Here is a 26,961-nt window from a genome sequence, read left to right as displayed (position 1 = left end):
AAGTACACCATTTATAAATCGTTTCTGATCAACGGTTTATGTGGCGACCTTGGCGTGTTTCAATGTGTTCGGCGCCTGAAATGGCACAGAAATATTCCGCGCCGCAGCGTGGATTTCAGAGCGCGCCGAATCAAAAACACCTTCACAAACGTGCATTTACGGAGATCGGCGCGGGCGCATCCATGCCGTACAGCCCGCCGCATGCGCTATAGGTCGTGCTGCGGCTGCCGGTAAGACGCTGCGCCTCCGAAGCAATAGCTGCCATCATTTCGGCCGACAATTCGATCTGGCGCGAAAGTATTCGCGAGTTGACGACCGAAGCGTCGCGCAATGCGCGGCTTGCTTCAGACAATTGCTCACGCGCTTCCGGCTCCAGCGTCTCCAGCCAGTCTTCCGGATTCTCGCGCTTCAGCCGCGCGACTTCCGCTTCGATGCGGCCGGCGAGCCGCAATTTGGCATCGGCGATTTCGCCGAGTTCGCGGATGTAGGGCGTGCGGGCCAAACGTTCGCTCTCCTCCTCCATCAGGGCGGTGAGGGAAAGCATCGCATCGACGAGCTGCGTGATCATTTCTGTCCTTGCTGAAGCTTGAGGATCTGGTCGAGGACGGCCGGCGCAAGGCCGATTCCGCCGCGGCGCGCCATGGCGACGCCGAGCTTCTCGGCAAGCACGCCGCGGAAGATCTCCTCGCCGTTGCCACCGCTAAACTGTTCGTCTTGTTGAACACTTTGCATCATGAGCTGGGTCATCTGGCCCAGAAACACACTTTCGAAGTCCTCGGCGGTCTTGGCGTTCTTCGCGTCCACCTTGGGCATCGGCTTGGCCGGGGTGGTCGCCCCGGCAAGGGCTGCCTGGGGCAGGGGAGACGTGTCGTTCATCACTGCACCTCGATTTCGGCCTGGAGCGCGCCGGCCGTCTTGATCGCCTGGAGGATGGTGATCAGGTCGCGCGGCGAGACACCGAGCGTGTTGAGCCCGCTCACCAGCGCCTTGAGCGACGATCCGTTGATCACGGCGAGGCTGGCGCCGTTGCCGTCGTTCACCTGCACCTGCGTGCGCGGCACCACCGTCGTCTGCCCCTGGGAGAAGGGACCGGGCTGCGAGACCTGCGGAGCTTCGGTGACCGAGATGGTCAGGCCGCCCTGCGCGATCGCGACCGGCGTGATCCGCACGTCGCTGTTCATCACCACGGTACCCGAGGCTTCGTTGATCACCACCTTGGCGGGCTGGTCGACCTTCACTTCGAGATCGCCGACCTGGGTGACGAGGTCGATCACCGATCCGGCGAACTGGCCGGTTGGGCGCAGCTCGACCGTTGCCGGGTCGAGCATCTGCGCGGCGCCGGGATAGCGGCCGTTGATCGCGCGGGCGATGCGGTCGGCGGTCGAGAAATCGGGGTTCTTCAGCGCGAGCTTGAGGCTGTTCGCCGAACGCAGCTGATAGGGCACCTCGCGCTCGACGATCGCGCCGCCGGCGATCCGCGCCGAGGTGGTGACGCCGCGGCTGACGTTCGCCGCCGCACCCTGCGCCTTGAAGCCGGAGACGGCGACCGGGCCCTGCGCCACGGCATAGATCTCGCCGTCGAGCGCGCGCAGCGACGAGGCGATCAGCGTGCCGCCTTGGAGGCTGGTCGCATCGCCGAGCGCGGAGACCTGCACGTCGATCCGAGAACCGTTGCGCGAGAAGGGCGGCATCGTCGCGGTGATCGAGACGGCGGCGACATTCTGCGTGCGCATCTGCGTGCCGCGAATGTTAACGCCCATCCGCTCGAGCATCGACTGCATCGATTCCTCGGTGAAGGGGGCATTGCGGATACGATCGCCGGTGCCGGCGAGGCCGACCACGAGGCCATAGCCAACCAGCTGGTTTTCGCGGACATTTTCGACGTCGACGATGTCCTTGATCCGGGTCTGGGCCATCGCCTGGGGCGCGCCGAAACAGGCCAGCGCGAGCGCCAGGAACGATGCGGAGAGACGATACATAAACCTCTCGGGCCAAGTGGAAAATTAACGCTACTCATCTTATAGGAAGAGGAGAGCCAAGACGGCTCGCGAGGGTCTGATTTCGTGCGTATCGACAGCCTGTCACCGATGATGGCGCGCAACCTGCTGGCGGCGTTGCCCAAATCCGTGCCGAGCCTGGCGAGCCGCCTCGAGGAACAGGTCGCCGCGCCGCCGCACCCGATGCCGGCACCGGGCACGATCGCTGCCACCAGCGTGCAGATGCTGGTCGCGATCGCCGCCAACAATCCGATCGCCGAACGCCGCCGCAAGCAGGCGCGCGACGTCGAGCGCGGCATCGATGCGCTCGATCGGCTGCACAAGGAACTGGTGGCGGGAACGCCCGATGTCGGACGGCTGCGCGAGATCGTGCAGTGGTCCGAGACGGTGCCGACGCCGGCCGACCCACAGCTAGCCGCACTGATGCGCGAAATCGACGTGCGCGTGCGCGTGGAACTGGCCAAGCTCGACATCCAGGTCTGAGCCCGCTGCTCCGCCGCGGCGCATGCATCTCGGCGATCTATATTTGCTGCGCTGCAGTATAGATGCTGTAGGTGCCCGATATTCGACGCGTACCGCAAATGAACTACTTGGATGTTTCCCTCGGGACCGGTAAAGATCGGTTAACGAGAGGGGATGCGCCATGAAGGCTTTCACGCGATTTTTTGCGTTTGCAGTCCTGTGCTTTGCGCCGGTGGCAGCACAGGCAGGTCCGACCTATTCCGGGCTCTATGTGTTCGGCGACAGCCTGGTGGATGCGGGCAATGCCTATCTGGCCACGGGCGGTGCCGTCGCGAAGCCCGAGGATGGCTATGTCGGCGGACGTTTCTCGAACGGCTTCAACTTCGCCGATTATCTCAGCCTCGCCATCACCGGCCATGCGACGACGCCGCTATACGCGGGCGGGCTGAACATGGCGTTCGGCGGAGCGACCGCGGAGACGGTGCCGGGCGAGCGCAGTCCCAGCTTCCTCGCCCAGGTCGGGTCGTATTGGGACAGGGTCGGCGCGCCGATCGACAGCAATGCGCTGGTGCTGGTCACGTTCGGCGGCAACGATGTCCGCAATACGGACCAGACCGGCGGGCCGGTGAACTTCGCTTCTGCACTCACCGACTTCAGTGACGCGGTGGGCGCGCTCTACGGCCTCGGCGCGCGCCACTTCCTGATCGTCGGTTCGCCGGACATCGGTCTGCTGCCGCTCTCGGTCGCGGAGGTGGGCGGGGTGCCCGGTCGCCTCGACGAACTGACCGCGCGCTCGCAGCAGATCAGCCAGGCGTTGCAGGTCACAGCCCAGGGCATCGGCAGCCAGCCCGGCGTCACCGCCGATTTCTTCGACCTGTTCGCGATCGAGCATGATCTGCTCGCGTCCCCATCGTCCTTCGGCCTGCCGGGCACGCTGAACACGACGACGCCGTGTCAGGTCATCGGCGGCGGACCGTCGCAGCTCGCGAGTTGCAGCAATGCGCTCTATTTCGACGGGATCCACCCGACCACGCAGGTCCACCGCGTCATCGCCGAAACGATGGTGCGCCAGCTGGGCATCAGCGCGGTACCCGAAGTCGAGACTTGGGTGCTGTTGATCCTGGGGGTGGCCGGGGCCGGTGCGGCGCTGCGGCGTCGCCGGGCGCGGCAGCCCTTGCCGGCGGCGGCCTGAGCGGGGCGGGGCAGTCGTCGCCGCTCAGCGCGGCGGCTGTACCTCGTTCAGCCAGGCGGAGAGCTCGGCATAGGGAATCATCTCGATGAAGGCGACGCCGGCGGAGTCGTCTTCGGCCCAGCGCACGGTGCAGCTGCGCGGACTCAGGCCGGGGACGACCAAGGTCATCACCCGATCGAGATCGGGCTGGTTGGACAGGCGCACGCGGGCGCCGCTCTGCGAGATATTCTCCATCGCCACGTTGTGCGAGACGCCGTTGCAGACGAGCCGGGCGGTGCCGGCGATCGCGAAGCGCGGCGCGCGCGGCACGGCGCGGCGCAGGCGTGCGGCGGGGGAACTGCCCTTGGCGGTGGCGAGCACCTCCTCGACATCGATGGGTTCGTGAAATTGCACGCCGGCGCGCCCGGCGCTGACCCACATGATCTTGCCCTCCAGCACCGGGCCGCCGCGCAGCTCGACGACGATCCCGTCGGCCTGGCGCAAGGGGAAGGGGCTTTCGAGCATCATGCCGGTGGCGGAGATGTTGCGGACTCGGCAGAGTTGTTCGCCGGCGCCGGTGCAGATCAGCTTGCCCACCATCAGCGTCGTCACCGTGCGCGGGGCACGCGCGGCCCAGGGGCCGGAATCGCTGCTGTCGTGGTCAAACTGGTGTTCGGCTGCGCCCACGGCGTTCATCTCCCCGTTCGACTGCAAACCGGCAGCCCCTATGCATATTATAGGATGAACGGACGTTCAGCTTCGCTTCGGTAGTCGTACGAATGTCGGATACGAATATCAGGCGGGGTTGGCGTTGGTCACCGCAATCTTGCGCACCACCTTCGGGCCGAAGGCTTCGTTGGCGGAGGCATCGACCAGCTTCCGGAAGCCTTCCAGATCCGGCAGCATGCCGTCGGGGCCCGCCGCCATCGGGGTGCGATAGGTGCGCATGTTGATCGCGTGGAGCAGCAGCGGCATGCGCTGCGTGACGAAATCGGCCTTGGCCTCGTCGACCTGGAGTTGCACTTCCATCGAGGCATAGCCGGCCAGATGCCCGTCGGCGAAGACGAGCGGCACCAGCACCTTGCCGGTGGGCACGAACTTGCCGGCTTCTTCCTTCTCGTCGGCCTGGGCTTCCTGCTTGGGCGCGCCGATGCCGAGCATCTTCATCATCGCATAGGCGGTGCCCCCGCCGGCGGAGAGGCCGGCGATCAGCGCGACGATGAGGAACAGCAGTTTCTTCACGAGCGGCCCCTCAGAACTTGAAGCTGGAGTCGGTCGGCAGCGCCGAGGTCTGGCCCTTGAGCACGATGCTGATGCGACGGTTCTCGGCGCGGTTGGGCTGGTCCGGATAGACCGGCTGGGTGGCGCCCATCGCTACCACCTCGGCAAAGCGATCCGCGGTCACACCGCCAGCGACCAGCGCCGAGCGGGCGGCGAGGGCGCGCTGGCCGGAGAGCAGCCAATTGGCATCGCTCTGCCCGCCGGCGCCGTCGGTATGCCCCTCGATCGCGATCTGCGCGCCGACGGTGGAGATCTTCTGCGCGATCTTGGTGAGCAGGGTGCGCGCATAGGGATTGAGCTCGGCCGTGTTCGACTTGAACATCGGCTGCTGATCGGTGTCCATCAGCGTGATCCGCAGGCCCTGCCGATCCTGCTGGACGTCGACATTCTTCTTGCCCTGCGACTGCGGCGTCGCTTCCAGCGCCACCATCAGTTCGGAGGCCATGACGCGCATCGTCGCGGGCACGTCGGCCGTGCCACCGCGCGCCGAGCCGGCGGTGGTCACCTCGAAGGTGGGCTGGCCCTTGGCGGTGCTGGGATCGGCCTCGGAACGGCGGGTCGGGCCCCCGGCGCCGGGCGCGGAATTGCTCACTGGCGTGGAGGGGCCGCTGTCGGCGACCGTCGGCGAGAAATATTTGGCGAGGCCCTTCAGTCGGTCCTTGTCCGGATTGGCAATCAGCCACAGCAGCATGAAGAAGGCCATCATCGCCGTCACGAAGTCGGCATAGGCCACCTTCCACGCGCCGCCGTGATGGGCGGCAGCGGTCTTCTTGACCTTCTTGACGATGATCGGCCGAACGTCCCCCCCGCGGGCCATGTTACTGACCCTTCAGCGCGTTGCGCAGGCGTTCCTGGACGGCGCCGAGACGGACATGGCTGATCGCCGAGAGCGAATCCTCGCCGCCCGCGATCCGCTCCAGCAGGTTCACGCACTCGTCGGCGTGCTGGATCAGATAGTCGAACGCCTGGAGCTGTTCGAGATAGTTGGCAGCGAAATGCTCGTCGCAGACCAGCACTTCGGCCAGGCCTTCCAGCTTCTTGCTGATTTCGCGGATCTCGCCGGCCATGACGCTGTGCAGCACGCCCGCAAAGGGGTCGTAGCCGGGCAGGGCCTGGGGGTGGGACGGTTCCGACATGGGCAGGCACGACATCAGAAAAGCTCCAATTCTCCGTCGGGGGCGGCAATGGGCAGGGGGGCGACCGGACGTTCCTGGACACGCTCCGCCACCTTGGTGCAGCGGCTCTTGCCCTCGTGCGGCAGGAACTCGACCTTGCGGGCGAGCGTGCCGCCGAGATCGCAATGCGCAATCGCGATGCCTTCGGTCTCCATGAACCGGCGGGCAAAGGCGGCGTTCGACGCGCCGATGCCCCCCAGGCCGGAGATGATGTTGGCGCCACCGTACAGGTGGGCCTGCAGCCGCGTGCGCGTGGCGCCCTTGGCCATCATGCTGTTGATCAGCAGTTCCATCGCATGCACGCCGTAGCGCGCCATGTCCGAGCTCGAGACCTTGTGGTCCGCGCCCGGCTCCCCGAGCAGGAAGTGGTTCATGCCTCCGACCTTGGCGACCGGGTCGTAGAGGCATGCGGCCACGCAGCTCCCGAGCAGGGTCGAAATCATGACATGGGGCTCCGCGATGACCGCGTTCTCGCCCTGTACGATGGAAACTCTGCGCATATCAGGTCAGCTCGCCGAAGACGCGTTCGATCTTTTCCTTCAGCGCCGCCGGCGCGAAAGGCTTGACGACATAGTTGTTCACGCCCAGCGCCGCCGCCTTCTGCACGACCTCGCGGTCGGACGAGCCGGTGAGCATGATGAACACGGTCTTGCCGATCACCGGGTCGGCGCGAACCGCCTCCAGGAACTGCAGCCCGTCCATCTCGGGCATGTTGTAGTCGGAGATGACCAGGTGGACACGATCGCTCTTGATCGACGAGAGCGCCTCGGGCGCACTGGCCTTGTCGCGAACGTCCTTGAACCCCAGGTCCTGTAGCGCACGACGGATCATCGCCCGCATACTGGTCTGATCATCAACGACCATCACCTTGATTTGTGATGCAGCGGGCATTGTTATGCGCTCCCAACCTTAACCGTTTCTCGACAAGCTTTCAGAATGGCCTCCGGCATCGCCGACAGGCCAACTTCCTTCTCCACTGCACCCGCTTCCTTGGCGGCGCGGGGCATGCCCCACACCACGCAGGTTTCCTTGGTCTGGCCAAGCGTGCGGGCACCGGCCCGACGCATTTCCAGCAGGCCCTGTGCGCCGTCGCTGCCCATCCCCGTGAGGATGACGCCGACGGCACCGGCGCCCAGTTTGGAGACCGAGCGGAACAGCACGTCCACCGAAGGACGATGGCCGGTGACCGGATTGCCGGGGATCAGCTTGATCCGGCCATTGGCACCGCCCTGGAGTTCCATATGTCGTTCGCCTCCAGGAGCAATATAGACGGTTCCCGGGGTCACCTGGGCACCATCCGTAGCTTCCACTACGTTGACCCGGCACTCGGCGTTCAGGCGCTGCGCGAAGCTGCGCGTGAAGGTTGCCGGCATGTGCTGCACGATCAGGATCGGCGGCGAATCTTCCGGCAGCGCCGGCAGCAGCGAGAACAAGGCTTCCACGCCGCCCGTCGACGAGCCGATCGCGATCAGCTGGGCCGCGGCACCGCCGCCGCCGGCCGAGGCGACGCTCGGCTGGGCGGGCAGGCGCTGCGGGCCGGCGCGGGCAACCGAGCGCGCCGCGCTCTTCACCTTCTCGCACAGCAGGCTGGCATCGCGCTCGATATCGTCGGGCGTGCCGCTCGGCTTGGTGACATAGTCGACCGCGCCGAGGCGCAGCGCCTCGATCGTCACTTCCGCACCGCGGGCGGTGAGGGTGGAGCACATCACCACCGGCATCGGCCGAAGGCGCATGATGCGCTCCAGGAACGACAGGCCGTCCATCCCGGGCATCTCGACGTCGAGCGTCAGCACGTCGGGGTTGAGCGCCTTGATCATGTCGCGGGCCGCGAACGGCTCCGGCGCCATGCCGACCACTTCGATCTCGGGGTCGGCCGAGAGCATGCGCTTCAGCGTCGCGCGCATCGATGCGCTGTCGTCGACGATGAGCGTGCGGACTGGTTTCATGCCCATTACTCCGGCTTCTGGTAAATAGTGTGCCCGCACGAGCGCATCTTGCTCGCGGCCGGGCCGATCAGCCGTTCCGAGTGACCGATATACAGGAAGCTCCCCCGGGCGAGCTGTTCGACGAAGCGATGCTCCAGCTCTTCCTTCGCGGGATCTCCGAAATAGATCATGACGTTACGGCAGAAAATGACATCATAGGCGGCCTTGAGGGGCCAGGGCTCGAACAGGTTCAATACTTTCGCGGTGACCATCTGCCGGGCTTCGTCGGCCATCACGAAGCCGCCTTGCGTCGGCTTCATCCAGGTCGAGCGATACGGCTCCGGCACGCCCGCCGCGACATTCTCCGCATAGACCCCGCGCTGCACCGACTCGACCACGTGCGGGGCGATATCGGTGGCGAGCAGCCGGACATCGGCATTGCGCAACCACGAGGCGCTGCTCCGGCTGGGGCCCAGCAGGCACATCGCGATCGTGTAGACCTCCTCGCCCGACGAGCAGCCTGCAGACCAGATCCGGATCGGACCCTGTTTCCGCTGGAGCGTGGGGATCACGGTCTCGCGGAAATGGTCGAAATGATGCGGCTCGCGGAAGAAGTGCGTGTGGTTGGTGGTGAGCGCCACCACCATCGCATGGCGTTCTTCCGCATCGCTGTGCACCAGGTCGACATAGTCGCAGAAGCGGTTCAGGCCGAACTTGCGCAGCCGGCGCGCGAGGCGCGACTGGACGAGCGTGGTCTTCGCCTCGCTGAGCGAAATGCGGGCATCGTCGTACATGATCGCAGCGATGGCCTGGAAATCGCGCGGCGTAAGCTCCGCGTTCTGGCCTGGTGCCATCGCGTTACCGGCGCCGGCGGACGCCGCGGCGGCGCCCCCGGCGGGGCTCATGCCGCGAGATCCAGGTGCTTGGTCAGGCTGAGCGCGTTGAGATCGAGCAGCAGGACCATGCTGCCATTCTCGTCGCGCGTGCCGTCCTTGGCGCGGGTGGCGATACGGACGAGGCCGGCGATCACGCTTTCCTCCAGCGCGGTCTCGACCGCCGGTGCCGGCTGGATCTCGCCCACGTTGATGCCCACGATGTCGTTGACTTCGTCGACCAGGAAGCCTGCCTGCTTGCCCATGATGTTGACCACCAGGATGCACGAGCGCGCATGCAGCTGGCTCGGCTCCCAGCCCAGGCGCTCGGCCAGGCCGACCACCGGGATCACGTTGCCGCGCAGGTTGGTCACGCCCTTGATGAAGCTGGGGACGTTGGGAAGCGGCGTCGGCTCGTCCCATTCGCGGATTTCGATGAGCGCGCTCATGTCGATCCCGAAGATCTGCTTGGCCAGCGAGAAGGTTACGATCTTGCGATCATTGGCGGTGTCGGGGGTGCTCATGCTGCCAGTCCTTTGGGCGTGAAACGGGTAGGCGAGGAAACCAGCGCCTCGATGTCGAGGATGAGAGCGATCGAGCCGTCGCCCAGGATGGTCGCGCCACCCAGGCCGCGGATCGGATGCAGGTTCTGATCCAGGCTCTTGATCACCACTTCGCGGCGGTCATCGATGGTGTCGACGACGAGACCGACCTTGCCCGAGCTTTCGCTCTCGACGATCACCACCAGCGAGTCCTCGATGGCGCGGTCGTCGTTCAGGCCGAAGATCTCGGTCGCACGCTTCACCGGCAGATATTCGCCGCGCATGTCGATCACTTCGTGGTCGGGCGCGGTGCGCTTCACCTGGCCGGGCTCGGGCTGGATCGTCTCCAGCACGTGCGTCAGCGGCAGGACGAAGCGCTGGCCGGCGAGCCGCACGATCATGCCGTCCAGAATGGCCAGCGTGAGCGGCAGGATCATCGTGAAGGTCGTGCCTTCGCCGGGCACCGAGTGGATCTCGACGCGGCCGCCCAGGGCTTCCACGTTCGAGCGCACCACGTCCATGCCCACGCCGCGACCCGAGATGTTCGAGATCTTCTCCGCGGTGGAGAAGCCCGGGGCGCAGATCAGCTGGTCGATTTCCTCGTTCGTCAGCACCGCATCGGCGCTGATGATGCCCTTTTCGACCGCCTTGGCGCGGACGCGTTCGCGGTTGATGCCGCGGCCATTGTCCGCCACGCGAACGAAGATACGGGCGCCCTTCTGCTCGGCCGACAGCTTGATCGTGCCCGCGGGGTCCTTGCCCGCCGCGATCCGCTCCTCGGCGCTTTCCAGGCCATGGTCCGCGGCGTTGCGGATCATGTGGGTCAGCGGATCGCCGATCTTCTCGATCACGCCCTTGTCGACTTCGGTCGTCTCACCGATCGTCTCGAGGTTGATCTGCTTGCCGGTCTCGACCGACAGATCGCGGAGCATGCGCGGCACGCGGCTGAAGGCCTGCCGGATCGGCTGGGCGCGCAGCGACATGACGTTGTCCTGGATCTGCCGGGTGAGGCGGGCCAGTTCGGGCAGTTCGACGCGCTGGCGATCGGCCGGCGACAGCCGGTCGGCCAGGATCGAGTTGCGGATCACCAGCTCGCCGACCAGGTTGAGCAGCAGGTCGAGCTTGACGAGGTCCACGCGGATGGTCTGCGCGGCTTCGTTGACCGGCTTGGCCGGGCCACCGCCGCCGCCGCCAGCACCGCCGCCACCAGGGCCACCGGGCGTGCCGCCACCGCCGGCCGGCGGGGTCGCCGCGGCCGCAGGGGCAGGCGCCGCTTCCGGAGCAGCCGCCACGGGTGCCGGTGCCGGAGCCGGGACGGGCGCCGGGGCAGGTGCGGCCGGGGCAGGGCCCAGGTCCATGAAGTCGTCTACCGTTGCCGTCACCGGCACGAACGGGATCTCGTCGCCGTCCATTTCAGTGTCGGCAGCCCCTTCGGGCAGGACCACGTCTTCGTTGCGCTTGATCTCGATCACCGAGTCCGGCGCGACGAAGTCGAAGCAGTCGGAGAGGTCGCTTTCCGGCAGCTCGGCCGGCGCGTGCATCACCCAGGTGAAGTAGCTGTCTTCCGGATCGATCTCGCGCAGCGCGGGCAGCGTGCTGATTTCGACCGAGTCGACGCGCGCGCCCAGGCCCTCCAGCTCGCGCACCGTCAGCAGCGGCTCGCCGGCATTGGCGAGCGCGGCGCGCGACGGCTTGAAGCGCACGGTCCAGCCGCCGGCCTCGTCGGGGCCGTCGAGATCATCGAGCGACACGCCCACCGGGCGGAAGCCGAACTCGTCTTCCTCTTCCTCCATCGCCGGCGCAGGGGCCGGGGCGGCGGGAGCGGGGGCTGCCGCGGCAGGCGCGGCCGCAGCCGGCGCGTCGCCATCCGGCACGCCCTTGTTGGCGAGCACCTGTTCAAGCGCGCTCAGCGCGGCCCCGTCGTTCGGCCGGGACGCATTGCCCTTGGCCGCCTCGACATGGTCCGACAGCACGTCGAACGAGCTCAGCATCACCCGGATCACGCCGGGCGTGGGGACGATCTTCCCGGCACGCACCTCGTCGAGCACGTTCTCGAACTTGTGCGCGAAGGCGGTCAGGTCCGAATGGCCGAAGGCGCCGGCACCACCCTTGATCGAGTGGATCGCGCGGAACACGCCGGCAATGGTTTCGCCGGACAGATCGCCCGACTGCATCGCCGACAGCCCTTCCTCGGCCGTCGTGAGGCCTTCAGTGCACTCTTCGAAGAAGATTGCCTGGATATCGTCGAATTCGTCGCTCACGGGCAGACGCGGCGGATCGCCGCCCCCAGCTTGGTGGCCTCGAAGGGCTTGGTGATCCAGCCGGTGGCGCCGGCGGAGCGGGCGCGCTGCTTCTTCTCGTCCGAGAATTCGGTCGACAGCACCAGGATCGGCACGCCCTTGAATTCGGGAACCTGGCGCACGGCCTCGATCAGCTCGAACCCGTCCATCTTCGGCATGTTGATGTCGGTGATGAGCAGGTCGGGCTTGACCTCGTGCATGCGCTCCAGCCCATGCTGCCCGTCGTTCGCGCTCTCGATACGAAAGCCCTGCGAGGTCAGCGACGTCTTGAGCAGCATGCGCATGCTCGCGGAGTCATCGACGGTAAGGATCAGCTTGGTCACAGAAGTTCTCCGGTATCAATGCCGACCGCCGCTGCGAGCTGGCAACGGTTCACACGATCGGTGAAGGCAGTGCTGGGGTTGAGGATGGTGAAGGCCTTGCCGAGCTTGTCGGCTTCGGCCTTGGCCGCGACGATCAGCTGCAGCACCGCCTGGCCGACGCTCTCGACCTGCGAGGCATCGATCTCGACCGGGCCGTCGCCGTCGACCGCCTGGATGAGGCGGGTTTGAAGATCCGCGGCCGTCACGGTGGTTCCGTGCGCGGGGAGCGCGAGCGCGTTGTCCGCGCCGGCCTCAAGCGGTGGCAGGGGAAAGTCCATTTTTGGCCTCGTCGAGAGCGGTTTCGAGTTGCTGGAAGCTCGGCGCGAACGCGGAAGGCGTCATGCGACGGGCGATTTCGATCGCGACCTGCACCGGCTGGTTCTGGGCATAGGCAACGATGGCGGTCTTCACGATGGTGAAGGGCTTGGAGTCGGCTTCGATCGTCTCGAGCAGCTTGCCGGCAAGCGGCGCCACCACGCAGTAGGACAGAAGCACGCCGAGAAAGGTACCGACGAGCGCGCCGCCGATCATCGCGCCGAGGATCTCGGTCGGCTGATCGATCGAGCCCATCGTCTTGATGACGCCGAGCACCGCCGCGACGATGCCGATGGCGGGCAGTCCGTCGGCCATCAGCTGCAGCGAGTGCTGCGGATGGGTTTCCTCGTGGTGGTGCTTCTCGATATCCGCTTCCATCGCGGATTCCAGCTGGTGCGGATCCTCGAAGTTGACGGTCATCATCCGCAGGTAATCGCAGAGGAACTCGATCAGGTGATGGTCCTTCAGCAGCCGCGGATAGGGCTTGAAGAGATCGCTCTCCTCAGGCTTGTCCAGGTGCGGTTCGATGCCGGTGGCGCCGCTCTTCTTGAACAGCGTCAGCAGCGTGAACATCAGCGTCAGCAGGTCGGTATAGTCGCTGGCCTTCCAGCGGCCGCCCTTGAACGCGCGCATGATGCCGGCGCCGGCCTTCTTCACCGTGGGCATCGAGTTGCCGACAATGAAGGCGCCGATCGCTGCGCCACCGATTGCCATCATCTCGTGCGGCAGCGCGTGCGCAATGATCTCGAACTTGCCGCCCGAGATCATGAAGCTCCCGAACACGCACACGAGAATGATGACGAAACCAACGGCGTTCAGCATGATGAGCCCAAAATCTTTCCCTGGATCTTTCCAGAATTATAGGATGGTTTCCGGGGGTACCGGTCGCTTCGGGGATAATGCTTAGGTGCGGGTTCAGCGCACGCCGGGTGCATGCACCAGCGATGGTTGCCGAACCGTTTCCACGGGGGCGATTCCGCGCTTCGCGATGGGCCGGAACACCAAGGCGAGCATCATCGGCCGGTCGTCCTCGCGCGGCGGCGGGGGGACCATCATGAAGCTGAATTCGTCGGCACAGTGGAACAGCTTCGGTGCTGCCTGCTGCATGCCCTCCAGTGAGGGCACGGCCTTGATTTCGTTCACACCGGCGCCCTGCGCGCTCGCCAGGAAATATTCGACCGGCATGAACGTGGCGCTCTCCACCTGCACCCAGTCGAACAGCTGGCCGAACTGTACGCCCACCGAGAAGCGGCAGTCGCCGATCGGGATCGGCGCCAGATAATAGCCGTTGTGCGTGGGCGTGGCGGTGACGTTGCCGGTCGAGACGTTGGTCCCGTCGGCGACGATCACCGGCACCAAGATCGTGCTGTCGACGAAATCGGCATATTTGAGCGGCAGCCCGAAGCGCTTCTGCGCGAGCAGGGCAAGCTTCACCGGCAGTCCCTCGCCGTGCAACTCGGCCGGCAAATACATCCGGTTGGAGCCCTTCATATAGAACAGCCCGCGCTGGTGAAGACAATGCCGGGCGCTCGATGGATCAAACAGCGCCACGGTGTCGCTCACGCCTTCGTTGATGTCGTGCTCGAACTCGGCGAGCACCGCCAATTCGTGCGCCATCGGCAAGTACATCAGCCGGCCGAGCACCGCGGCGGCGGCGCGGCGCCACAGCGGCATCTCGTCGACCGCGGCGCCGCGCAGCCGGGCGGCGGCCTGCTCCCGCTCGAAGCGCAGCGTGCCTTCCTGGATGCGTTCGCGAATTTCGCTCTGGCGGCCCTTGATGCTGTTCGCGGTGCGGACCGGGGTGCCGTCCGCCTGGTAATCGACCGTCGAGCCCTGGGCTGCGGTGCAGACCTGCTCGAGCACGGCGACATTGGTGGCGATCGCCTCGAGCGTGTGGCAGTCGTACGCGTCTTCGCTGATCATACCCTTCTTGTCGCCGCCGGAGCGGAACTGTTCGCGCAGCAGCAGGTAGCGGCCGGCGACATGCACGCCGAAGCGCTCGCGCAGCAGCGCCTCCACGTCGTTCTGGACCGAGCCGTTATAACCCAGGTCTACGAGCATCAGCGTATCGCAGGGCTGCGGATCGACGACGCTGCGCACATGCGCGATCAGCCGATCCGCAAAGCCTTGGCCGGCCTTGATGATCTGCTTGACGCGCTGCGGCTTGCGGATCTCCTCGATAAAAGCCGGGATGCGACGTCGGTCCTTGGGCAAGCCCTTCAGCACCGCCCGCGCCTCGTGCTGTGGCAGCAGCAGCTGCTGCGCAATCTTGCGCGCGTCGCTGCCGATGTCGAACTGGACATAGCGGTCGATCGCCTCCGGGCTGGTGAGCGAGGAGGCGACGGCGGTGAAGCGGCTGATTTCGACAGAGTGGGCCGGGCTCTCGGGCTGCGCCACCTGGTGGATGCGCATCGGCAGCAGGCCGTCGCGCATCATGAACAGCCAGTGGACGGTGCCGCCGCGCTCCGCCTGCAGTGCCGCCGCCTCCTGCTGGAGCCAGCGTTCATAGCTGTGGAAAACCGGGCCCATTACCGAAAAGCCGAGTGCTTTCGCCGGATCGTCGATCCGCGGCTCGCCGATGGCGAGCGCGGCGCGGTGGGGCTGCTGCGCTGCGATCATCTCCGGGAGCATTGGGTGCAGTATGGCACTGATCGAGGATTCGAGGCGCAGCCGCTGCTCGGTCGCTTCGGTGAACTGCTTGAGGTGCAGCGTCTGCACCCCGAACGGCGCCACGCCGGCGACGTCGGCGATGGGATTGTCGCCGATGTGCAGGATCGTTTCCGGCCGAACCTTGAGCGTCTTGAGCACGTCGGCATAGAGGCCGTCCGACTTGGACTTGTGGTAGGTGGACGAGCAGAAGATCCGCTCGATCATGTTCGCGACTTCGACGCCGGCAGCGCGTGCGATCAGTTCGCGCAGCTGCTTCTGGTCGAGATAGGTGTCGGAGACGATGATCACGCCGATGCCGCGGCGCTTCGCCTCGCGGATCAGTTCCACCGCCGGCTGGAAGGCGAAGCAGTGCCGCGCCTCGGCGTCCAGCTCGTGCGCGACGGCGGCGGTGATCTCCGCCTTGCGCGCATTCGGATACATTTCGCGGTAGATCTGCTCGATCGATACTTCCTTGTGACGATGCTGCACCATCACGGCGGTGCGGGCGCGGGTCTCCGCCCATTGCCGCTGCAGGACGTTCACGCCGGGCAGCGCGCCGAAGAGGTCGATCGGCGCATGGCAGTCGCGCCAGAGCAGCGTGTCGAAGCAGTCGAGCGAGAGCAGCTTGACGTTCGCACGCCCGTCGAGCGCGGACGGCAAAGCATGCGGAAGGATGAAGTCGGTCACGGTACTGTCCCTGGAAAGCGTCCGCACCGAGGGGACGCAGGAATCTTATAGGAAGGGGACGGACCAACCCGGCAAAATCTTCCTACAATGGCGGCAGGAGCAAAGGAGCGACAATGACGATCAATGCTTATCAGGCTGCCCGGAGCCGGGCCGAGACGCCGCGTGCTGCGGAACTGCGGCTGATGCGCGAGATCACCGGGGAAATGCTGACGGCACACGAAGCCGGCCTGAAGGGCGCGCTGTTGATGCCGTCGCTGTACCGCAATCGCGAAATGTGGACCGCGTTCATGACCGACTGCGGTGCTCGCGGGAACACGCTGCCGGTGGAGCTGCGCGCGAAGATCATCTCGCTTGGGCTTTGGGTGGATCGTTTCACCAGCGACGTGGTCGCCGGGCGCGAGTCGATCATGGAGCTGATCCAGGTGAACCGCACGATCATGGAAGGCCTGGGCTTCCAGGATCGCGCGCCTGCGCCGCAGGCGACCGCAGCCGCCGCCTGATCCTTCGCCTCAGCGCGAATCGAAAAAGCCCCGGGGTGATCCCCCGGGGCTTTTTCGTGCCTGGATGCGCGCCGCGGACTATCGTCACGGCCGCGAAAGCGGGGATAGATGTCCGAGGAAGCTCAGGGCAGCATCGGCGCCAATGGATCTCCACCGCCGCGGGGAGGGCCCGCTACCCTTGGCGACGTGCGATCGCCGGCTGGGGGACAATAGGAGGCTCGAAGCTCCGCACCGCAGCGCACCGCAGGTCTCCGCACAGGCACAAGGGCAGGGTACGAGACCCCGGCCGGCCGTGCGTCGGCGCCGACCACATGCAAAATGGGCGCCGCGGCATGGCCGGGCGCCCATTTTTTCGTCCGCTGGCGCGCAGGCGATCAGAACGACGTCCAGTCGTCCCCACCTGCCGCAGCCGCTGCCGGCGTCGCCATCGGCTTGACCGGCGAGACATAGCCGCCGCCCGAGGGCTTGGCCTTGCTCTTCGCTCGCGTAGCGGTCGCGGTGCTGCCGGCGTTCGCGGGCGCCCGCGCCCCGGCGGAGGTCTTGCCGATGTTGAAGCGTTCCGCCTGATCGGCGAGCGAGGCCACCTCGGAGGTGAGGTTGCGGGCCGCAGCCGAGGTTTCTTCCACCATCGCCGCGTTCTGCTGGGTCGACTGGTCCATCGTGCCGATCGTGTCCGAGATTTCGGAGATCGCCGAGGACTGGGCCTGGTTGTCGCTGGCGATGCGGCCGAGCAGCTGGTGCACCTCGCCCACATCGTTCGAGATGTTGGACAGCGCGCCGTCCACCTTCTCCACCATGCCGACGGCGGTGACGATGTCGGCCTGCGTCGCGGTCAGCTGATCGCGGGCGCGGCCGGCTTCTTCTTCGGCGCGCATCGCGAGCGCCGAGACGAGATCGGCGACCACCGCGAAGCCGCGGCCCGCTTCGCCCGCGCGGCCGGCTTCGACCGCCGCGTTCATCGCGAGAACGCGCGTCTGGAAGGCGATCTTGTCGAGACCCTCGATGACGCTGTCGATGCCCTTCGCGCTTTCCGACACGCGCGTCATCGCCTGCACGGCTTCGTCGGCGGTGCTCCGGCCCGACGAGACGACGCTGATCGCCTGGTCGGCGCGCTGCACCGTGCTGCCGGCGGCGGTGGCCGTCGCCTTCAGGCGCTGGTCCATCTGGGTGACGGCAGCCGCGGTCTCCTCGAGCGCGGCGGCGTTCGCCTCGGTACGACGGGCAAGGTCTTCGCTCGCCTGGGCGATCTCGCTCGAGCCGGTGCGGATGCGGTGGGTCGATGCCGTCACCGATCCGATCAGCTCGCGCAGCGAGGCGAGCGCCTCGTTCAGGTTCGCCTTGAGCTCGGCATAGGCCGCCGGGAAGTCGACCGAGACGTCCGCGGTGAGGTCGCCCTGGGCGACGCGCACCAGGCTGTCGCGAACGGTGTTGGTCACCATCTGCTGCTCGGCGGCGGCACGGGCGTCGATCTGCGCGCGCTCCTGCGCGGAGAGGCGGAACTGCTCGACGGCGCGGGCGATCTCGCCCAGTTCGTCGCCGCGGTTCAGGCTCGGCACCGTCGCCGAACCGCCTTCGGCCAGCGTCTTGGTGACGCGTGCCAGCGCCGCCATCGGCTGGGCGATGGTGCGGTTGATCACCAGCCACACCACGCCGAGCGCGGCGATCGAGATCAGCGACAGGCCGATCGTGAGGATCAGCGCGGTGAATGCGGAGGAGTTGCCGCGCGTATTGGCTTCCTCGGAAGCCTTGCGCAGCGCATCGAGGATCTTCTGGGCCTGGTCGAGCGCATCGTGCGAGCGGTCCTTGCCCTCGCCCTTGATCAGCTTGAGCCCGGCGTCCTTGTCGACCACGTCCGCCTCGAAGATGCGGCGGTTGGTGTCGTCGAGCTGCCCCTTGATCGTCGTCATCTTCGCGATGTCGCTGGCCATGGAGGGGTCGGCGACCGCGGCGAACGCCTTGAGATCCTTGTCGAGCTCGTCGGAGGCGGTGTCGAGGCGCTTCTGCAGCTTGGCGCGCTCCTCGTCCGTCAGCGCATTATAGTGGCTGTAGACGATGATCCGCATTTCTTTGATGTCGCTGATCACGTCGCTCATGTTGGACATGCCGGCGACGCTGACTTCGACATGCTTGCGGGCGATGCTGGTGAGATCGCGGTTCGATACCCAGCCGTTGATCGCAAGACCAACCAGCAGCAGGCCGAGAAAGCTGAAGGCCGCCAGCATCTTTTTGGTGAGGGGCCAGTCGTCAAGAAATGCGAACATGTTGCGTTCCATCCGCAGGCTCCGATCTTCCGTCGAAGCGGTTAGGGCGCGCCGCGCATGCGACGTGGTTCCCATTATAGGCGGGTTTTCTGGCGCTCCGGGCTGCGGCGATTACGGATGGGCGGGCCGCTACTTCCGGAAAACTCCGGGTACGCGCTCGTGCTCAGCAGGAGCGGATCCGTTCCTTTCTATAAGTGCAACAAACAAGGGGCGGCAGGAGTACGCACGTGCACGGCATTCGGAATAGCGGAAATTCGTTGCGGAGCATCGGCTTCGCGCTGCTTCTTGTGTCGGGCACCGCGCACGCGCAGACCAAGCCGGCCGCCGCGCCGCCCGCGCCTCAGCCTGCCGGTCCCAAACTGAGTATCGAAGGCAGCGTCCGCGCGCGCATGGAAGGCATCGATGGCCAGTTCCGTCCCAAGGTCGACAACAGCATCGCCTTCGCATCGCTGCGCACCCTGGTGGCTGCCAAGCTCGATTGGGGCGATCTGAACCTCACCGGCGAGCTGCTCGACGCGCGCGGCTATGGCGAAGGGCATAACAGCTCGGTCAAGGCCAGCGACGTCAACACGGTCGAGCCGCTCCAGGCGTTCGTCAGCTACAAGCTGCACAATGTCATCGGGAAGAAGGACAGCCTGACGGCAATCGCGGGTCGCTTCACGATGACCTTCGGTGCCCAGCGACTGATCGCCCGTGCCGATTTCGGCAACACCTTCCCTTCCTATCTTGGCGGCCGCGTCGAATACCGCACCAAGAAAAAGGACGAGTTGGTCTTGTTTTGGACCCATCCCATTGACGCGCTGCCCAATTCGGCGGACGGAATCTACGACAACAAGGTCGAACTCGATCACGTCAACACCGGCACGGTGTTCTACGGCGCCGACGGCAACCTCGCCGATATCGGCCACAAGCTGAGCGTCGGCGGCTATGTCTACCGCCTCGCCGAGCAGGACCGCCCGGGCTATCAGACCCGCGATCGCCGCCTGGTGACATTCGGTCTCCGCCTCCGCCGCGCGCCCGCCAAGAGCAAGTTCGATATCGAGGGCGAAGCCGCGCTCCAGCGGGGCGAGGCACGTGTCACCAATGCGGTGACGGACCGCAAGGACCTGCCGGTCCGCGCCGGCTTCGTCCATATCGAAGGCGGCTACACCATCGCCAAGAAGTGGACGCCGCGCATCTCCGGCTTCTTCGACTATGCCAGCGGTGACGGTGCCAACCCGGCCTATGGGCGGTTCGACTCGCTCTACGGCGCGCGCCGAGCCGATTATGGCCCCGCCTCGCTGTTCGGCCCGGTCGGGCTGGCGAACCTCGTCTCGCCGGGCATCCGCATCGAAGCCAAGCCCTCGAAGCGGCTGGACTTGATGGGCGCCGTTCGCGGGCTGTGGCTCGCCGATCGCACCGATACCTTCGCCTTCACCAGCGTACGCGACAAGACCGGCGCGTCCGGGCGCCATGCCGGCACCGAAGTGGAAATGCGCGTGCGCCGTTCGCTGATCCCGGATCGCCTGCGCGCCGAAATCGGTGCCGCATATCTCGCCAAGGGGCGCTTCCTCACCAGCGCCCCCAATGCGCCGCACAGCGGCGATGCCCGCTACGGCTATGCAGACCTGGTGTTCAAGTTCTGAACGCCGATCGACCTGACCAAAGCGATACCTGTGGCCATATGCCACGATCGGGAATATGGTCGGACATAAACGCGTAACAAAGGTTGATGGCAATGGTGCTCAACATGCTGGTGATCCTGATGGTCCGGGAGGCCAGCCTGCGCAGCATGCTCGCCGCGCGACTGGCGCTCTCCGGGATCGACGTGGTCAGCATGGAGCAGGTGGATGCGAGCCGCATCGCCCGGCTGGGCGGCACCGCGCCGGTGCTCGTCGCCGATGCGGCGGCGACGGAGGACCACCCCGGCGGCCTTGCCGCCCTGGCGGCCGATCCGCTGTGGCACCGGCTGATCATCCTGGGTGGTGACAAGGCCGTGACGGCGCCGCATCTGCACCATGTCACCGCCGAGGAACCCGCCGCCGCCATCGCCGCCCTGCTGCGCGACGCCGGGGCGGTGCATTAAAGCGAGAGGACAGGGTGGATCAACCTCCTGTCATCTCGCTCCAAGTCACCCCTTGGGGAACAACCCTGCGGCGAAGGCGATGCGCAGCGCTTCGGACAGGCTGCGGACTTCCAGCTTCTCCATCAGATTGGCGCGGTAGATCTCCACCGTGCGCGGGCTGATGTCGAGCTCATAGGCGATGATCTTGTTCGATCGCCCTTCGATCAGGCCCTTCAGCACATCGGTCTCGCGCGGCGAGAGCTTCGCGATCTTCGCTTCGGCACCGGCCGTGCGGGCGGCCGCCTCGCCATCCTCTTCCAGCTTGGAGAAGGCCTGGTCGATCACCTTGAGCAGGAATTCTGCCTCATAGGGCTTTTCGATGAAGTCGAGCGCGCCGGCCTTCATCGCCTGCACCGCCAGGCCGACATTTCCCTGACCGGTGAGAACGATCGGCACGAATTTCGGCGAGCGGTCGAGCTTGATCAGCACGTCGAGCCCGCTCGAGCCCGGCATGTGGAAGTCGAGCAGCACCACGCCCGGATCGAGCTCGGCCTCCTGCTCCAGAAACGCATCGCCCGAGCGATAGCCGCGCACGATCAGGTCCGGACGGACCGAGAGCAGGCTGTGCAGCGAAGCGCGGACGGCATCGTCGTCATCGACGATGTAGATCGTTCGGGTCATTATTCTTCACCTTCTTCGATACCGGGCAAGGTAAAGCGGAACGACGCGCCGCCCCCCGGCGCGTTCTCCGCACTCAGCATCCCCCCATGGCCTTCGATAATGCGTTTGCTGATCGAAAGTCCAATCCCCATTCCGCCTGCACCTCCCTTTGTCGTGCTGAACCGCGAAAACAGTGTTTCCAAGACATGTTCGGGGAGGCCTGGTCCGCTGTCCGTAACTGTGATCGCTATCATCTGGTCGGGCAGCTTCTCGGACGTGATCGTGATCTGTCGATCATCGGGCTCGACGAACTTTAATGCCTGCACGGCATTGCGCAACAGGTTAACCAGAACTTGCTGTACCTGGATGCGATCCGCCAGGATGAAGCGGGCGGCGGGATCGAGATGGAAGCTCACGCGCAGGTTGAAATGGCCGGTGCCGACCAGCACCAGCTCCACCGCGTCGCGGACCGTGCGCTCCACCGATTCCACCCGCATCTCGACTTCGCCGCGGGCGACGAAGGCGCGCAGTCGGCGGATGATCTCGCCGGCACGCTGGGTTTGTTCGGAGCCCATGCGGAGAAGGTCGGTGACGCGCGGGCCGCCTTCGCCCCGCTCGATCAGCATGCGCGCGGCGGCGAGGAAGTTGGCGGTGGCGCTCAGCGGCTGGTTGAGCTCGTGCGCGAGATCGGCGGCCATCTCGCTCATCGCGCTCTGGCGCGAGACGTGCGCGATCTCGTTGTTGAGCGCGCTCAGGCGCTGTTCGGTGGCGACGCGCTCGGTGAGGTCGCGGACGAAGACCGTGATCAGCAGGTGGCCGTCGCTGCGCGCGGCACCGGCGCGCATCTCGGCAGGGAAGCGGCGCCCGTCGGCGGTCTGCGCGGTGCCGACCAGCACTTCGCCGACCAGGCCCTCGCCGGTCTGGACGAAGCGGTGCAGCACTTCCTGATCCGTTTCCACCTCGTCCGCCGGGATCAGCATGGTGAAGTCGCGGCCGACGACTTCCGAGGCCCGATAGCCCCAAAGTTCCTCGGCGGCAGCGCTGAACTGGAGGATCGATCCGTCGCCGGAAAGCACGATCATCGCGTCCGGCACCGTCTCCAGCACCGTGCGCAGCTGCGCCTCGCGCCGACGCAGCGCGGCCTCGTGCTCGTCGCGCTCGGTGATGTCGAGCGCCGCCCCGACGACGCGGATCAGCGCGCCGGCGGAATTGTAGAAGCAGCGTGCCGAGCCTTCCAGCGTACGTTCGGTGCCCTTGCAGCCGGTCAGGCGGTAGCGGAAGGAGAAGCGCTCGGCACGCTCGGCGACAGCCTCGGCCACGGTCGCGCGGAGGCTTTCCAGATCGTCCGGATCGATCAGCTGCTTCCACGAGTCGAAGCTGGACAACGATCCGAGCGGAAGCCCCAGCCGCTGCTCGGTGCCCGGCGACCAGTTGATGTGATCGCTGCCGACATCCCAGTCGAAGATGCCGAGTTCGTGGGCAGCGGTGGCCTGGGCGAGCCTTTCCTCGCTCGCCCGCAGCGCACGCAGCGCCGAAACGCGCTCGGAAATGTCGAGGATGCTGTGGACGACGATCGCGCCGCGCGTTGGCGTGGCGGAGCGCAGCAGCCGCTCGATCACGTGCAGCTGGCTGCCGTCCTTGCGCTGCTCGATCAGTTCCTGCGCGCCATCGGCATCGGGCAGGGCATAGCTGCTGTTCCAGTTGGGGCACTGGGCGCGCAGCAGCATGTAGAGATTCTCGCCCAGCGCCTCGGCCTCGGTCCAGCCATAGAGCTGCTGGCAGCCGAGTGACCAGTGGATGATGCGGCCGCGTGCGTCGGTCATCACCACGGTGGCACCGTCGAGCGCGAGGCTCAGTTCGGCGCGCGCGACCTGCTCCCGGCCGACGCGGCTTACCGCCCAGAAGGCGATGAGCCCGATCGCCAGCACGTTGAACACGCCCAGTACGAGATGGCTGGTCATCGCCTCGCCCTGGGCGCCGCGTTCGAGCAGCAGTTCGATCGTGGCGGGAAGGGCGGGCAGCAGGATCGCGCCGGCGACCACCGTCTTGATCGCCATGGGGTCGGAGCGTTCGATCCGGCTCGATCGCTTCGCATCGACGCCCCAATGCGCTAGCAGGATCGCTGCGGTGAGCGACAGCGCCATGATCGTCCCCGGGATCGAGGCGCGCAGGCTGAGGTTCACCGACGTAGGGTTGTCCGACAGCATCATGCCCGTCGCCGATGCCAACGCCAGCGCCAGCGGGGCGATCGCCACCAAGGGAGCAACCTCCCGCAACAGCCGCCATTTGCTGCGCGAGGCGAAGGCCGCGATCGGCAGCATCAGCAGGAAGACGATGGCGTTCACGCCTGGCCGTCCAGCATGTTCCAGCCGGAACGCGGCGACCCGATCGGCGAAGAGCAGCCGCCCGAGATCGATCCAAGGCGCCAGCACCGGCTGAAGCGTACCGGCGATGCCGACGGCCATGGCCGCCAGGTAGAAGGAAACCGCGAAGCGTGGCCGCCGTGCGTGATCGGCCAGCACGCCCAGCGCGACGAAGATATAGCCGATCGCGCCCACTGGCCACAACGGATAGGCGCGCGGCAGGAAGCGGTGCAGAATCGGCATGTCGAGCGCCCAACCGGCCAGCGTAATGGTGCCACACACCAACGCGATGCCGGCCAGAACCATGGCCGTGGTGACGTTCATGGACGGCGCGCTTCGGCTTGCCGAGTATTGATCTATTCTTCCAACGTGCAAACCACCTGCCCCTGCACAGGTCGAAGCCGAGGCCACGATCTACTCAGCATCGGTTAATTTTACACGAAAAGCCATAGGGAGATGCACGGAATTCCGTCGATTCCGGCATCTGTGCCGCGCGGGTGCTTGCCAAAAGCCCTGGGCACGGCAATCAATTAGGCGGGGACCATCACGAGAACATCAGGGAGTCACGCTTGATCCGAAGCTTCGCCATGGCGGCCGCCTGCGTCGCCCTAACCGCCTGCGGGGGAAGCGGCGGCAAGCCCGCCAGCGCCTCCTCTACGCCCGCGCAAAAGGGGCCCGGGCTGGGGAAGGGGTACAACCATGATCCCTATCCCTCCACCTACCGGCCCTATCCGGGGGTGCCGACGCTGGTGACCAACGTCACGATCCTCGACGGCGAGGGCGGCCGGATCGACAAGGGCGCGGTGCTGTTCCGCGACGGCAAGATCGTCGCCGTCGGGCAGAACCTCGCCGCCGATGCCGGCGTGACCGTGATCGACGGGCAGGGGAAATATGTCACGCCCGGCGTGATCGATATCCACAGCCATCTCGGCGACTATCCTTCGCCGGGCGTCGATGCACTCTCCGACGGCAACGAGGCGACCTCGCCGGTCACCGCCGATGTCTGGGCCGAGCATAGTGTGTGGCCGCAGGATCCGGGGTTCAGCCGCGCGCTCGTCAATGGCGGCGTGACCACGCTGCAGATCCTGCCCGGCTCCGCCAATCTGTTCGGCGGCCGATCGGTGGTGCTCAAGAACGTCTATGCGCGGACGATGCAGGGGATGAAGTTCCCCGGCGCGCCCTATGGCCTGAAGATGGCGTGCGGCGAGAACCCCAAGCGCGTCTATGGCAGCCGCGGCCGTGAGCCCTCTACCCGGATGGGCAACATCGCCGTCGACCGCCAGACCTGGGCCAAGGCGGCCGAGTACAAGCGCAAATGGGACAAGTACGAGAAGGACGGCGGCGAGGCACCCGGCAGGGACATCGCGATGGACACGCTGCGCGGCGTGCTCGATGGCGAGATCCGCGTGCAGAACCACTGCTACCGCGCCGACGAAATGGCCAACGTCCTCGATATGGCGAAGGAGTTCGGCTACCATGTCTCGGCATTTCACCATGCGGTGGAAGCCTACAAGATCGCCGATCTGCTGAAGGCCAACAACACCTGCGCCGCCGTCTGGGCGGACTGGTACGGCTTCAAGATGGAATCCTACGACGCGGTACCGGAGAACCTTGCCATCCTGGAGAAGGAGGGCGCCTGCGCGATGATCCATTCGGACGACGCCAACGGCATCCAGCGGCTCAACCAGGAAGTCGCCAAGGCACGCGCCTCGGCGATCCGCAGCGGCTTCGACGTCTCCGAGGCGACCGCCTGGAAATGGCTGGCGATCAATCCGGCGATCGCGCTGGGCATCGCCGACAGGACCGGCAGCCTGAAGCCGGGCAAGATGGCGGACGTGGTGCTGTGGAACGGCAATCCGTTCAGCGTCTACACCCGGCCGGAGATGGTGTGGGTCGACGGGGCGCTGCTCTACGATGCCAAGGATCCCAAGCGCCGTCCGGTTTCCGATTTCGAGCTCGGCCAGCCGGGCGAGGGGGATGTGAAGTGAAGAAGACCCTGTTTCTCGCCGCGGCGGCCTGCGTGGCGCTCGCGGCTCCTGCGATGGCGCAGGATGTGGCGATCACCAATGCCAAGCTGGTGATCGGCGACGGTTCGGCCCCCGTCGAGGGCGGCACGGTGGTGGTGCGCGGCGGCAAGGTCGTCGCGGCGGGCCGCGGCGTTGCGGTGCCGGCCGGTGTGGCGGTGGTCGATGCCGCCGGGCGCTATGTGACGCCGGGCATCTTCGCCGGCTTCACGCGGATGGGCATCGTCGAGGTCGACGGCGTCGGTGTGACCAACGATGCGGCCGCCGGCAGCTCGCCGTTCAACGCCGCGTTGGACGTGACGCCTGCAGTCAACCCGCGGGCGACGCCGATCGCGATCAACCGGGCGGACGGCGTCACCCGCGCCGTGGTCGCGCCGGACGTCAGCAAGGGCTCGATCTTCGCCGGCCAGGGCGCGGTGATCGACACGCGGAGCGACCTCCACGCCGTCGCGCGTCCGCGCGCCTTCCAATTCATGGAATATGGCGAAAGCGGCGGCCGCGTTGCAGGGGGCAGCCGCCCCGCGGCGATCGCGATGCTCCGCAATGCGATGCTGGAAGCGCGCGACTATGCCCGCAAACCCGCAAGCTTCGCGGACCGCGGCAAGGATGCACTCCTCACCCGCGCCGATGCCGAGGCGCTGGCGGCGGTGGTGCAGGGCAAGGTGCCGCTGCTCGTCCATGTCGAACGGGCGTCGGACATCCTGGTGCTGCTCCAGCTCAAGCGCGAGACACCGGGGCTGAAGCTGGTGCTGGTCGGCGCGACCGAGGGCTGGACCGTGGCCCGGGACATCGCTGCCGCCGGCGTGCCGGTGCTCGCCAACGCGCTCAACGATCTGCCCGCGAGCTTCGAGCAGCTGGCCGCCACCCAGTCGAACATCGGCCGGATGGAGGCGGCGGGCGTGCTCGTCGGCGTCGGCACGATCAACGACGACGAGGCGCGCCAGGCACGGCTGGAGAAGCAGTTCGCCGGCAATCTGGTGGCGCTCACCCGTGTGCCGGGTGCCACCGGGCTGAGCTGGGATGCTGCCTTCGCGGCGATCAGTTCCAAGCCCGCCGAGGCAATGGGCATGGGCGAGGCATATGGCTCGCTCAAGGCCGGCCGCGCCGGTGACGTGGTGGTGTGGGACGGCGATCCGCTGGAAATCGGCAGCATGCCGGTGAAGCTGTATGTCGACGGGATCGAGCAGCCGCTCACCACCCGCCAGACCCGGCTGCGCGATCGCTACTGGAAGCCGGAGGAAGGCGCACTGCCCAAGGCGTATCAACGCTGATCAGACGCGTTCAATACGGAACCTTCACGATCGCGAAAACTTGGGCGGTCAGGTGGAACGGGCCGGGCGCAGCGGGATGCGCGCGCCGGGCGATCAGGAG

The 26,961-nt window shown here is 66.4% G+C and carries 27 protein-coding genes; 7 read left to right on the top strand and 20 right to left on the bottom strand.

What is annotated here, in order from left to right; translation table 11 throughout:
- Nucleotides 1-142: 142 nt before the first annotated feature.
- From BM009_RS16225 to BM009_RS16215, 3 genes are all read right to left on the bottom strand, one after another.
- A complete protein-coding gene (locus BM009_RS16225; protein ID WP_093297765.1) occupies nt 143-568 on the bottom strand; it encodes a flagellar protein FlgN in 426 nt (141 codons plus the stop codon).
- Complete coding sequence (locus BM009_RS16220; protein WP_254772325.1) at nt 565-813, bottom strand: rod-binding protein; 249 nt, start codon at nt 811-813, stop codon at nt 565-567. Before BM009_RS16220 ends, BM009_RS16225 begins: the two co-directional genes overlap by 4 nt.
- 62 nt (nt 814-875) lie before the next feature.
- Entirely contained in the window at nt 876-1,979 is a 1,104-nt protein-coding gene (locus BM009_RS16215) for a flagellar basal body P-ring protein FlgI (protein WP_093297762.1), read from the bottom strand.
- Nucleotides 1,980-2,063: 84 nt separating this feature from the next.
- On the opposite strand from BM009_RS16215, the gene BM009_RS16210 reads away from it, so the two are divergent.
- Nucleotides 2,064-2,480 carry a flagellar assembly protein FliX gene (locus tag BM009_RS16210; protein WP_093297761.1) on the top strand — a complete coding sequence of 139 codons (417 nt, stop codon included), beginning with the start codon at nt 2,064-2,066 and terminating at the stop codon, nt 2,478-2,480.
- A 160-nt stretch (nt 2,481-2,640) separates the two neighbouring features.
- Nucleotides 2,641-3,651 (top strand): SGNH/GDSL hydrolase family protein, encoded by a 1,011-nt coding sequence (locus BM009_RS16205; RefSeq protein WP_093297759.1) that lies wholly within the window; start codon nt 2,641-2,643, stop codon nt 3,649-3,651.
- 24 nt (nt 3,652-3,675) lie between these two features.
- On the opposite strand, the gene BM009_RS16200 is transcribed toward BM009_RS16205, so the two are convergent.
- From BM009_RS16200 to BM009_RS16135, 14 genes are all read right to left on the bottom strand, one after another.
- Nucleotides 3,676-4,317 carry a PilZ domain-containing protein gene (locus tag BM009_RS16200; RefSeq protein ID WP_175488076.1) on the bottom strand — a complete coding sequence of 214 codons (642 nt, stop codon included), beginning with the start codon at nt 4,315-4,317 and terminating at the stop codon, nt 3,676-3,678.
- Between the two features lie 108 nt (nt 4,318-4,425).
- Nucleotides 4,426-4,872, bottom strand: coding sequence for a flagellar basal body-associated FliL family protein (gene fliL / locus BM009_RS16195; RefSeq protein WP_093297756.1), 447 nt, complete (start codon nt 4,870-4,872; stop codon nt 4,426-4,428).
- A gap of 10 nt (nt 4,873-4,882) precedes the next feature.
- The gene (locus tag BM009_RS16190; protein ID WP_093297755.1) at nt 4,883-5,728 is read right to left on the bottom strand and encodes a flagellar motor protein MotB; all 846 of its coding nucleotides are present in this window, start codon (nt 5,726-5,728) and stop codon (nt 4,883-4,885) included.
- Nucleotide 5,729: 1 nt separating this feature from the next.
- Nucleotides 5,730-6,062, bottom strand: a complete 333-nt coding sequence (locus BM009_RS16185; protein ID WP_093297753.1) for a hypothetical protein — start codon at nt 6,060-6,062, stop codon at nt 5,730-5,732.
- The gene (locus BM009_RS16180) at nt 6,062-6,586 is read right to left on the bottom strand and encodes a chemotaxis protein CheD (protein ID WP_093297752.1); all 525 of its coding nucleotides are present in this window, start codon (nt 6,584-6,586) and stop codon (nt 6,062-6,064) included. The genes BM009_RS16185 and BM009_RS16180 overlap by 1 nt, the downstream gene beginning before the upstream one ends.
- A 1-nt stretch (nt 6,587) precedes the next feature.
- Nucleotides 6,588-6,977, bottom strand: coding sequence for a response regulator (locus BM009_RS16175; protein WP_175488075.1), 390 nt, complete (start codon nt 6,975-6,977; stop codon nt 6,588-6,590).
- A 2-nt stretch (nt 6,978-6,979) separates the two neighbouring features.
- The gene (locus tag BM009_RS16170; RefSeq protein ID WP_093297849.1) at nt 6,980-8,032 is read right to left on the bottom strand and encodes a protein-glutamate methylesterase/protein-glutamine glutaminase; all 1,053 of its coding nucleotides are present in this window, start codon (nt 8,030-8,032) and stop codon (nt 6,980-6,982) included.
- 5 nt (nt 8,033-8,037) lie between these two features.
- Entirely contained in the window at nt 8,038-8,916 is an 879-nt protein-coding gene (locus BM009_RS16165; RefSeq protein ID WP_093297750.1) for a CheR family methyltransferase, read from the bottom strand.
- On the bottom strand, nt 8,913-9,407 hold the full coding sequence (locus tag BM009_RS16160; protein ID WP_093297749.1) for a chemotaxis protein CheW: 495 nt from the start codon (nt 9,405-9,407) through the stop codon (nt 8,913-8,915). The genes BM009_RS16165 and BM009_RS16160 overlap by 4 nt, the downstream gene beginning before the upstream one ends.
- On the bottom strand, nt 9,404-11,686 hold the full coding sequence (locus tag BM009_RS16155) for a chemotaxis protein CheA (RefSeq protein WP_093297748.1): 2,283 nt from the start codon (nt 11,684-11,686) through the stop codon (nt 9,404-9,406). Before BM009_RS16155 ends, BM009_RS16160 begins: the two co-directional genes overlap by 4 nt.
- Nucleotides 11,683-12,048 carry a response regulator gene (locus tag BM009_RS16150; protein ID WP_064313997.1) on the bottom strand — a complete coding sequence of 122 codons (366 nt, stop codon included), beginning with the start codon at nt 12,046-12,048 and terminating at the stop codon, nt 11,683-11,685. The genes BM009_RS16155 and BM009_RS16150 overlap by 4 nt, the downstream gene beginning before the upstream one ends.
- Nucleotides 12,045-12,365: an STAS domain-containing protein gene (locus BM009_RS16145; RefSeq protein ID WP_093297746.1), complete on the bottom strand. Its 321-nt coding sequence runs from the start codon at nt 12,363-12,365 to the stop codon at nt 12,045-12,047. Before BM009_RS16145 ends, BM009_RS16150 begins: the two co-directional genes overlap by 4 nt.
- Nucleotides 12,340-13,224: a flagellar motor stator protein MotA gene (gene motA / locus BM009_RS16140; RefSeq protein WP_093297745.1), complete on the bottom strand. Its 885-nt coding sequence runs from the start codon at nt 13,222-13,224 to the stop codon at nt 12,340-12,342. Before motA ends, BM009_RS16145 begins: the two co-directional genes overlap by 26 nt.
- A 93-nt stretch (nt 13,225-13,317) precedes the next feature.
- Complete coding sequence (locus BM009_RS16135; protein ID WP_093297744.1) at nt 13,318-15,738, bottom strand: HAD family hydrolase; 2,421 nt, start codon at nt 15,736-15,738, stop codon at nt 13,318-13,320.
- 113 nt (nt 15,739-15,851) lie between these two features.
- On the opposite strand from BM009_RS16135, the gene BM009_RS16130 reads away from it, so the two are divergent.
- Nucleotides 15,852-16,238 carry a flagellar biosynthesis regulator FlaF gene (locus BM009_RS16130; RefSeq protein WP_093297742.1) on the top strand — a complete coding sequence of 129 codons (387 nt, stop codon included), beginning with the start codon at nt 15,852-15,854 and terminating at the stop codon, nt 16,236-16,238.
- A 374-nt stretch (nt 16,239-16,612) separates the two neighbouring features.
- Here BM009_RS16130 and BM009_RS16125 read toward each other — a convergent pair whose 3' ends face one another.
- Nucleotides 16,613-18,499, bottom strand: a complete 1,887-nt coding sequence (locus BM009_RS16125) for a methyl-accepting chemotaxis protein (RefSeq protein ID WP_175488074.1) — start codon at nt 18,497-18,499, stop codon at nt 16,613-16,615.
- Nucleotides 18,500-18,726: 227 nt separating this feature from the next.
- Between BM009_RS16125 and BM009_RS16120 the strand changes: the two genes are divergently transcribed.
- Together BM009_RS16120 and BM009_RS16115 are read left to right on the top strand one after the other, a co-directional pair.
- Nucleotides 18,727-20,124, top strand: a complete 1,398-nt coding sequence (locus BM009_RS16120; protein ID WP_139216656.1) for an alginate export family protein — start codon at nt 18,727-18,729, stop codon at nt 20,122-20,124.
- A gap of 86 nt (nt 20,125-20,210) precedes the next feature.
- Nucleotides 20,211-20,564, top strand: a complete 354-nt coding sequence (locus tag BM009_RS16115) for a hypothetical protein (protein ID WP_254772316.1) — start codon at nt 20,211-20,213, stop codon at nt 20,562-20,564.
- 45 nt (nt 20,565-20,609) lie between these two features.
- On the opposite strand, the gene BM009_RS16110 is transcribed toward BM009_RS16115, so the two are convergent.
- Nucleotides 20,610-21,224 carry a response regulator transcription factor gene (locus tag BM009_RS16110; protein ID WP_093297738.1) on the bottom strand — a complete coding sequence of 205 codons (615 nt, stop codon included), beginning with the start codon at nt 21,222-21,224 and terminating at the stop codon, nt 20,610-20,612.
- Nucleotides 21,224-23,890 carry a PAS domain S-box protein gene (locus BM009_RS16105; RefSeq protein ID WP_093297737.1) on the bottom strand — a complete coding sequence of 889 codons (2,667 nt, stop codon included), beginning with the start codon at nt 23,888-23,890 and terminating at the stop codon, nt 21,224-21,226. The genes BM009_RS16110 and BM009_RS16105 overlap by 1 nt, the downstream gene beginning before the upstream one ends.
- A 263-nt stretch (nt 23,891-24,153) precedes the next feature.
- Here BM009_RS16105 and BM009_RS16100 point away from each other — a divergent pair, with 263 nt between their 5' ends.
- Together BM009_RS16100 and BM009_RS16095 are read left to right on the top strand one after the other, a co-directional pair.
- Nucleotides 24,154-25,554, top strand: a complete 1,401-nt coding sequence (locus tag BM009_RS16100; protein ID WP_093297735.1) for an amidohydrolase — start codon at nt 24,154-24,156, stop codon at nt 25,552-25,554.
- The gene (locus tag BM009_RS16095) at nt 25,551-26,861 is read left to right on the top strand and encodes an amidohydrolase family protein (RefSeq protein ID WP_093297734.1); all 1,311 of its coding nucleotides are present in this window, start codon (nt 25,551-25,553) and stop codon (nt 26,859-26,861) included. The genes BM009_RS16100 and BM009_RS16095 overlap by 4 nt, the downstream gene beginning before the upstream one ends.
- Nucleotides 26,862-26,961: the final 100 nt, after the last annotated feature.

It is taken from the genome of Sphingomonas sp. NFR04 (genome assembly GCF_900114095.1).
In the GTDB taxonomy this organism is placed as follows: Bacteria; Pseudomonadota; Alphaproteobacteria; order Sphingomonadales; family Sphingomonadaceae; genus Sphingomonas.
The sequence above is the reverse complement of the archived record's forward strand: the minus strand, read 5'-3'. Positions and strand labels throughout refer to the sequence as shown.

Excerpts from the sequence above, each read along its gene's own strand:
- BM009_RS16225 (WP_093297765.1), bottom strand. The coding sequence starts at position 568 with ATGATCACGCAGCTCGTCGATGCGATGCTTTCCCTCACCGCCCTGATG.
- BM009_RS16220 (WP_254772325.1), bottom strand. The coding sequence starts at position 813 with ATGCCCAAGGTGGACGCGAAGAACGCCAAGACCGCCGAGGACTTCGAA.
- BM009_RS16215 (WP_093297762.1), bottom strand. The coding sequence starts at position 1,979 with ATGTATCGTCTCTCCGCATCGTTCCTGGCGCTCGCGCTGGCCTGTTTC.
- BM009_RS16205 (WP_093297759.1), top strand. The coding sequence starts at position 2,641 with ATGAAGGCTTTCACGCGATTTTTTGCGTTTGCAGTCCTGTGCTTTGCG.
- BM009_RS16190 (WP_093297755.1), bottom strand. The coding sequence starts at position 5,728 with ATGGCCCGCGGGGGGGACGTTCGGCCGATCATCGTCAAGAAGGTCAAG.
- BM009_RS16185 (WP_093297753.1), bottom strand. The coding sequence starts at position 6,062 with ATGTCGTGCCTGCCCATGTCGGAACCGTCCCACCCCCAGGCCCTGCCC.
- BM009_RS16180 (WP_093297752.1), bottom strand. The coding sequence starts at position 6,586 with ATGCGCAGAGTTTCCATCGTACAGGGCGAGAACGCGGTCATCGCGGAG.
- BM009_RS16175 (WP_175488075.1), bottom strand. The coding sequence starts at position 6,977 with ATGCCCGCTGCATCACAAATCAAGGTGATGGTCGTTGATGATCAGACC.
- BM009_RS16170 (WP_093297849.1), bottom strand. The coding sequence starts at position 8,032 with ATGAAACCAGTCCGCACGCTCATCGTCGACGACAGCGCATCGATGCGC.
- BM009_RS16165 (WP_093297750.1), bottom strand. The coding sequence starts at position 8,916 with ATGAGCCCCGCCGGGGGCGCCGCCGCGGCGTCCGCCGGCGCCGGTAAC.
- BM009_RS16160 (WP_093297749.1), bottom strand. The coding sequence starts at position 9,407 with ATGAGCACCCCCGACACCGCCAATGATCGCAAGATCGTAACCTTCTCG.
- BM009_RS16145 (WP_093297746.1), bottom strand. The coding sequence starts at position 12,365 with ATGGACTTTCCCCTGCCACCGCTTGAGGCCGGCGCGGACAACGCGCTC.
- motA (WP_093297745.1), bottom strand. The coding sequence starts at position 13,224 with ATGCTGAACGCCGTTGGTTTCGTCATCATTCTCGTGTGCGTGTTCGGG.
- BM009_RS16130 (WP_093297742.1), top strand. The coding sequence starts at position 15,852 with ATGACGATCAATGCTTATCAGGCTGCCCGGAGCCGGGCCGAGACGCCG.
- BM009_RS16125 (WP_175488074.1), bottom strand. The coding sequence starts at position 18,499 with ATGTTCGCATTTCTTGACGACTGGCCCCTCACCAAAAAGATGCTGGCG.
- BM009_RS16115 (WP_254772316.1), top strand. The coding sequence starts at position 20,211 with ATGGCAATGGTGCTCAACATGCTGGTGATCCTGATGGTCCGGGAGGCC.
- BM009_RS16110 (WP_093297738.1), bottom strand. The coding sequence starts at position 21,224 with ATGACCCGAACGATCTACATCGTCGATGACGACGATGCCGTCCGCGCT.
- BM009_RS16105 (WP_093297737.1), bottom strand. The coding sequence starts at position 23,890 with ATGAACGTCACCACGGCCATGGTTCTGGCCGGCATCGCGTTGGTGTGT.
- BM009_RS16100 (WP_093297735.1), top strand. The coding sequence starts at position 24,154 with ATGGCGGCCGCCTGCGTCGCCCTAACCGCCTGCGGGGGAAGCGGCGGC.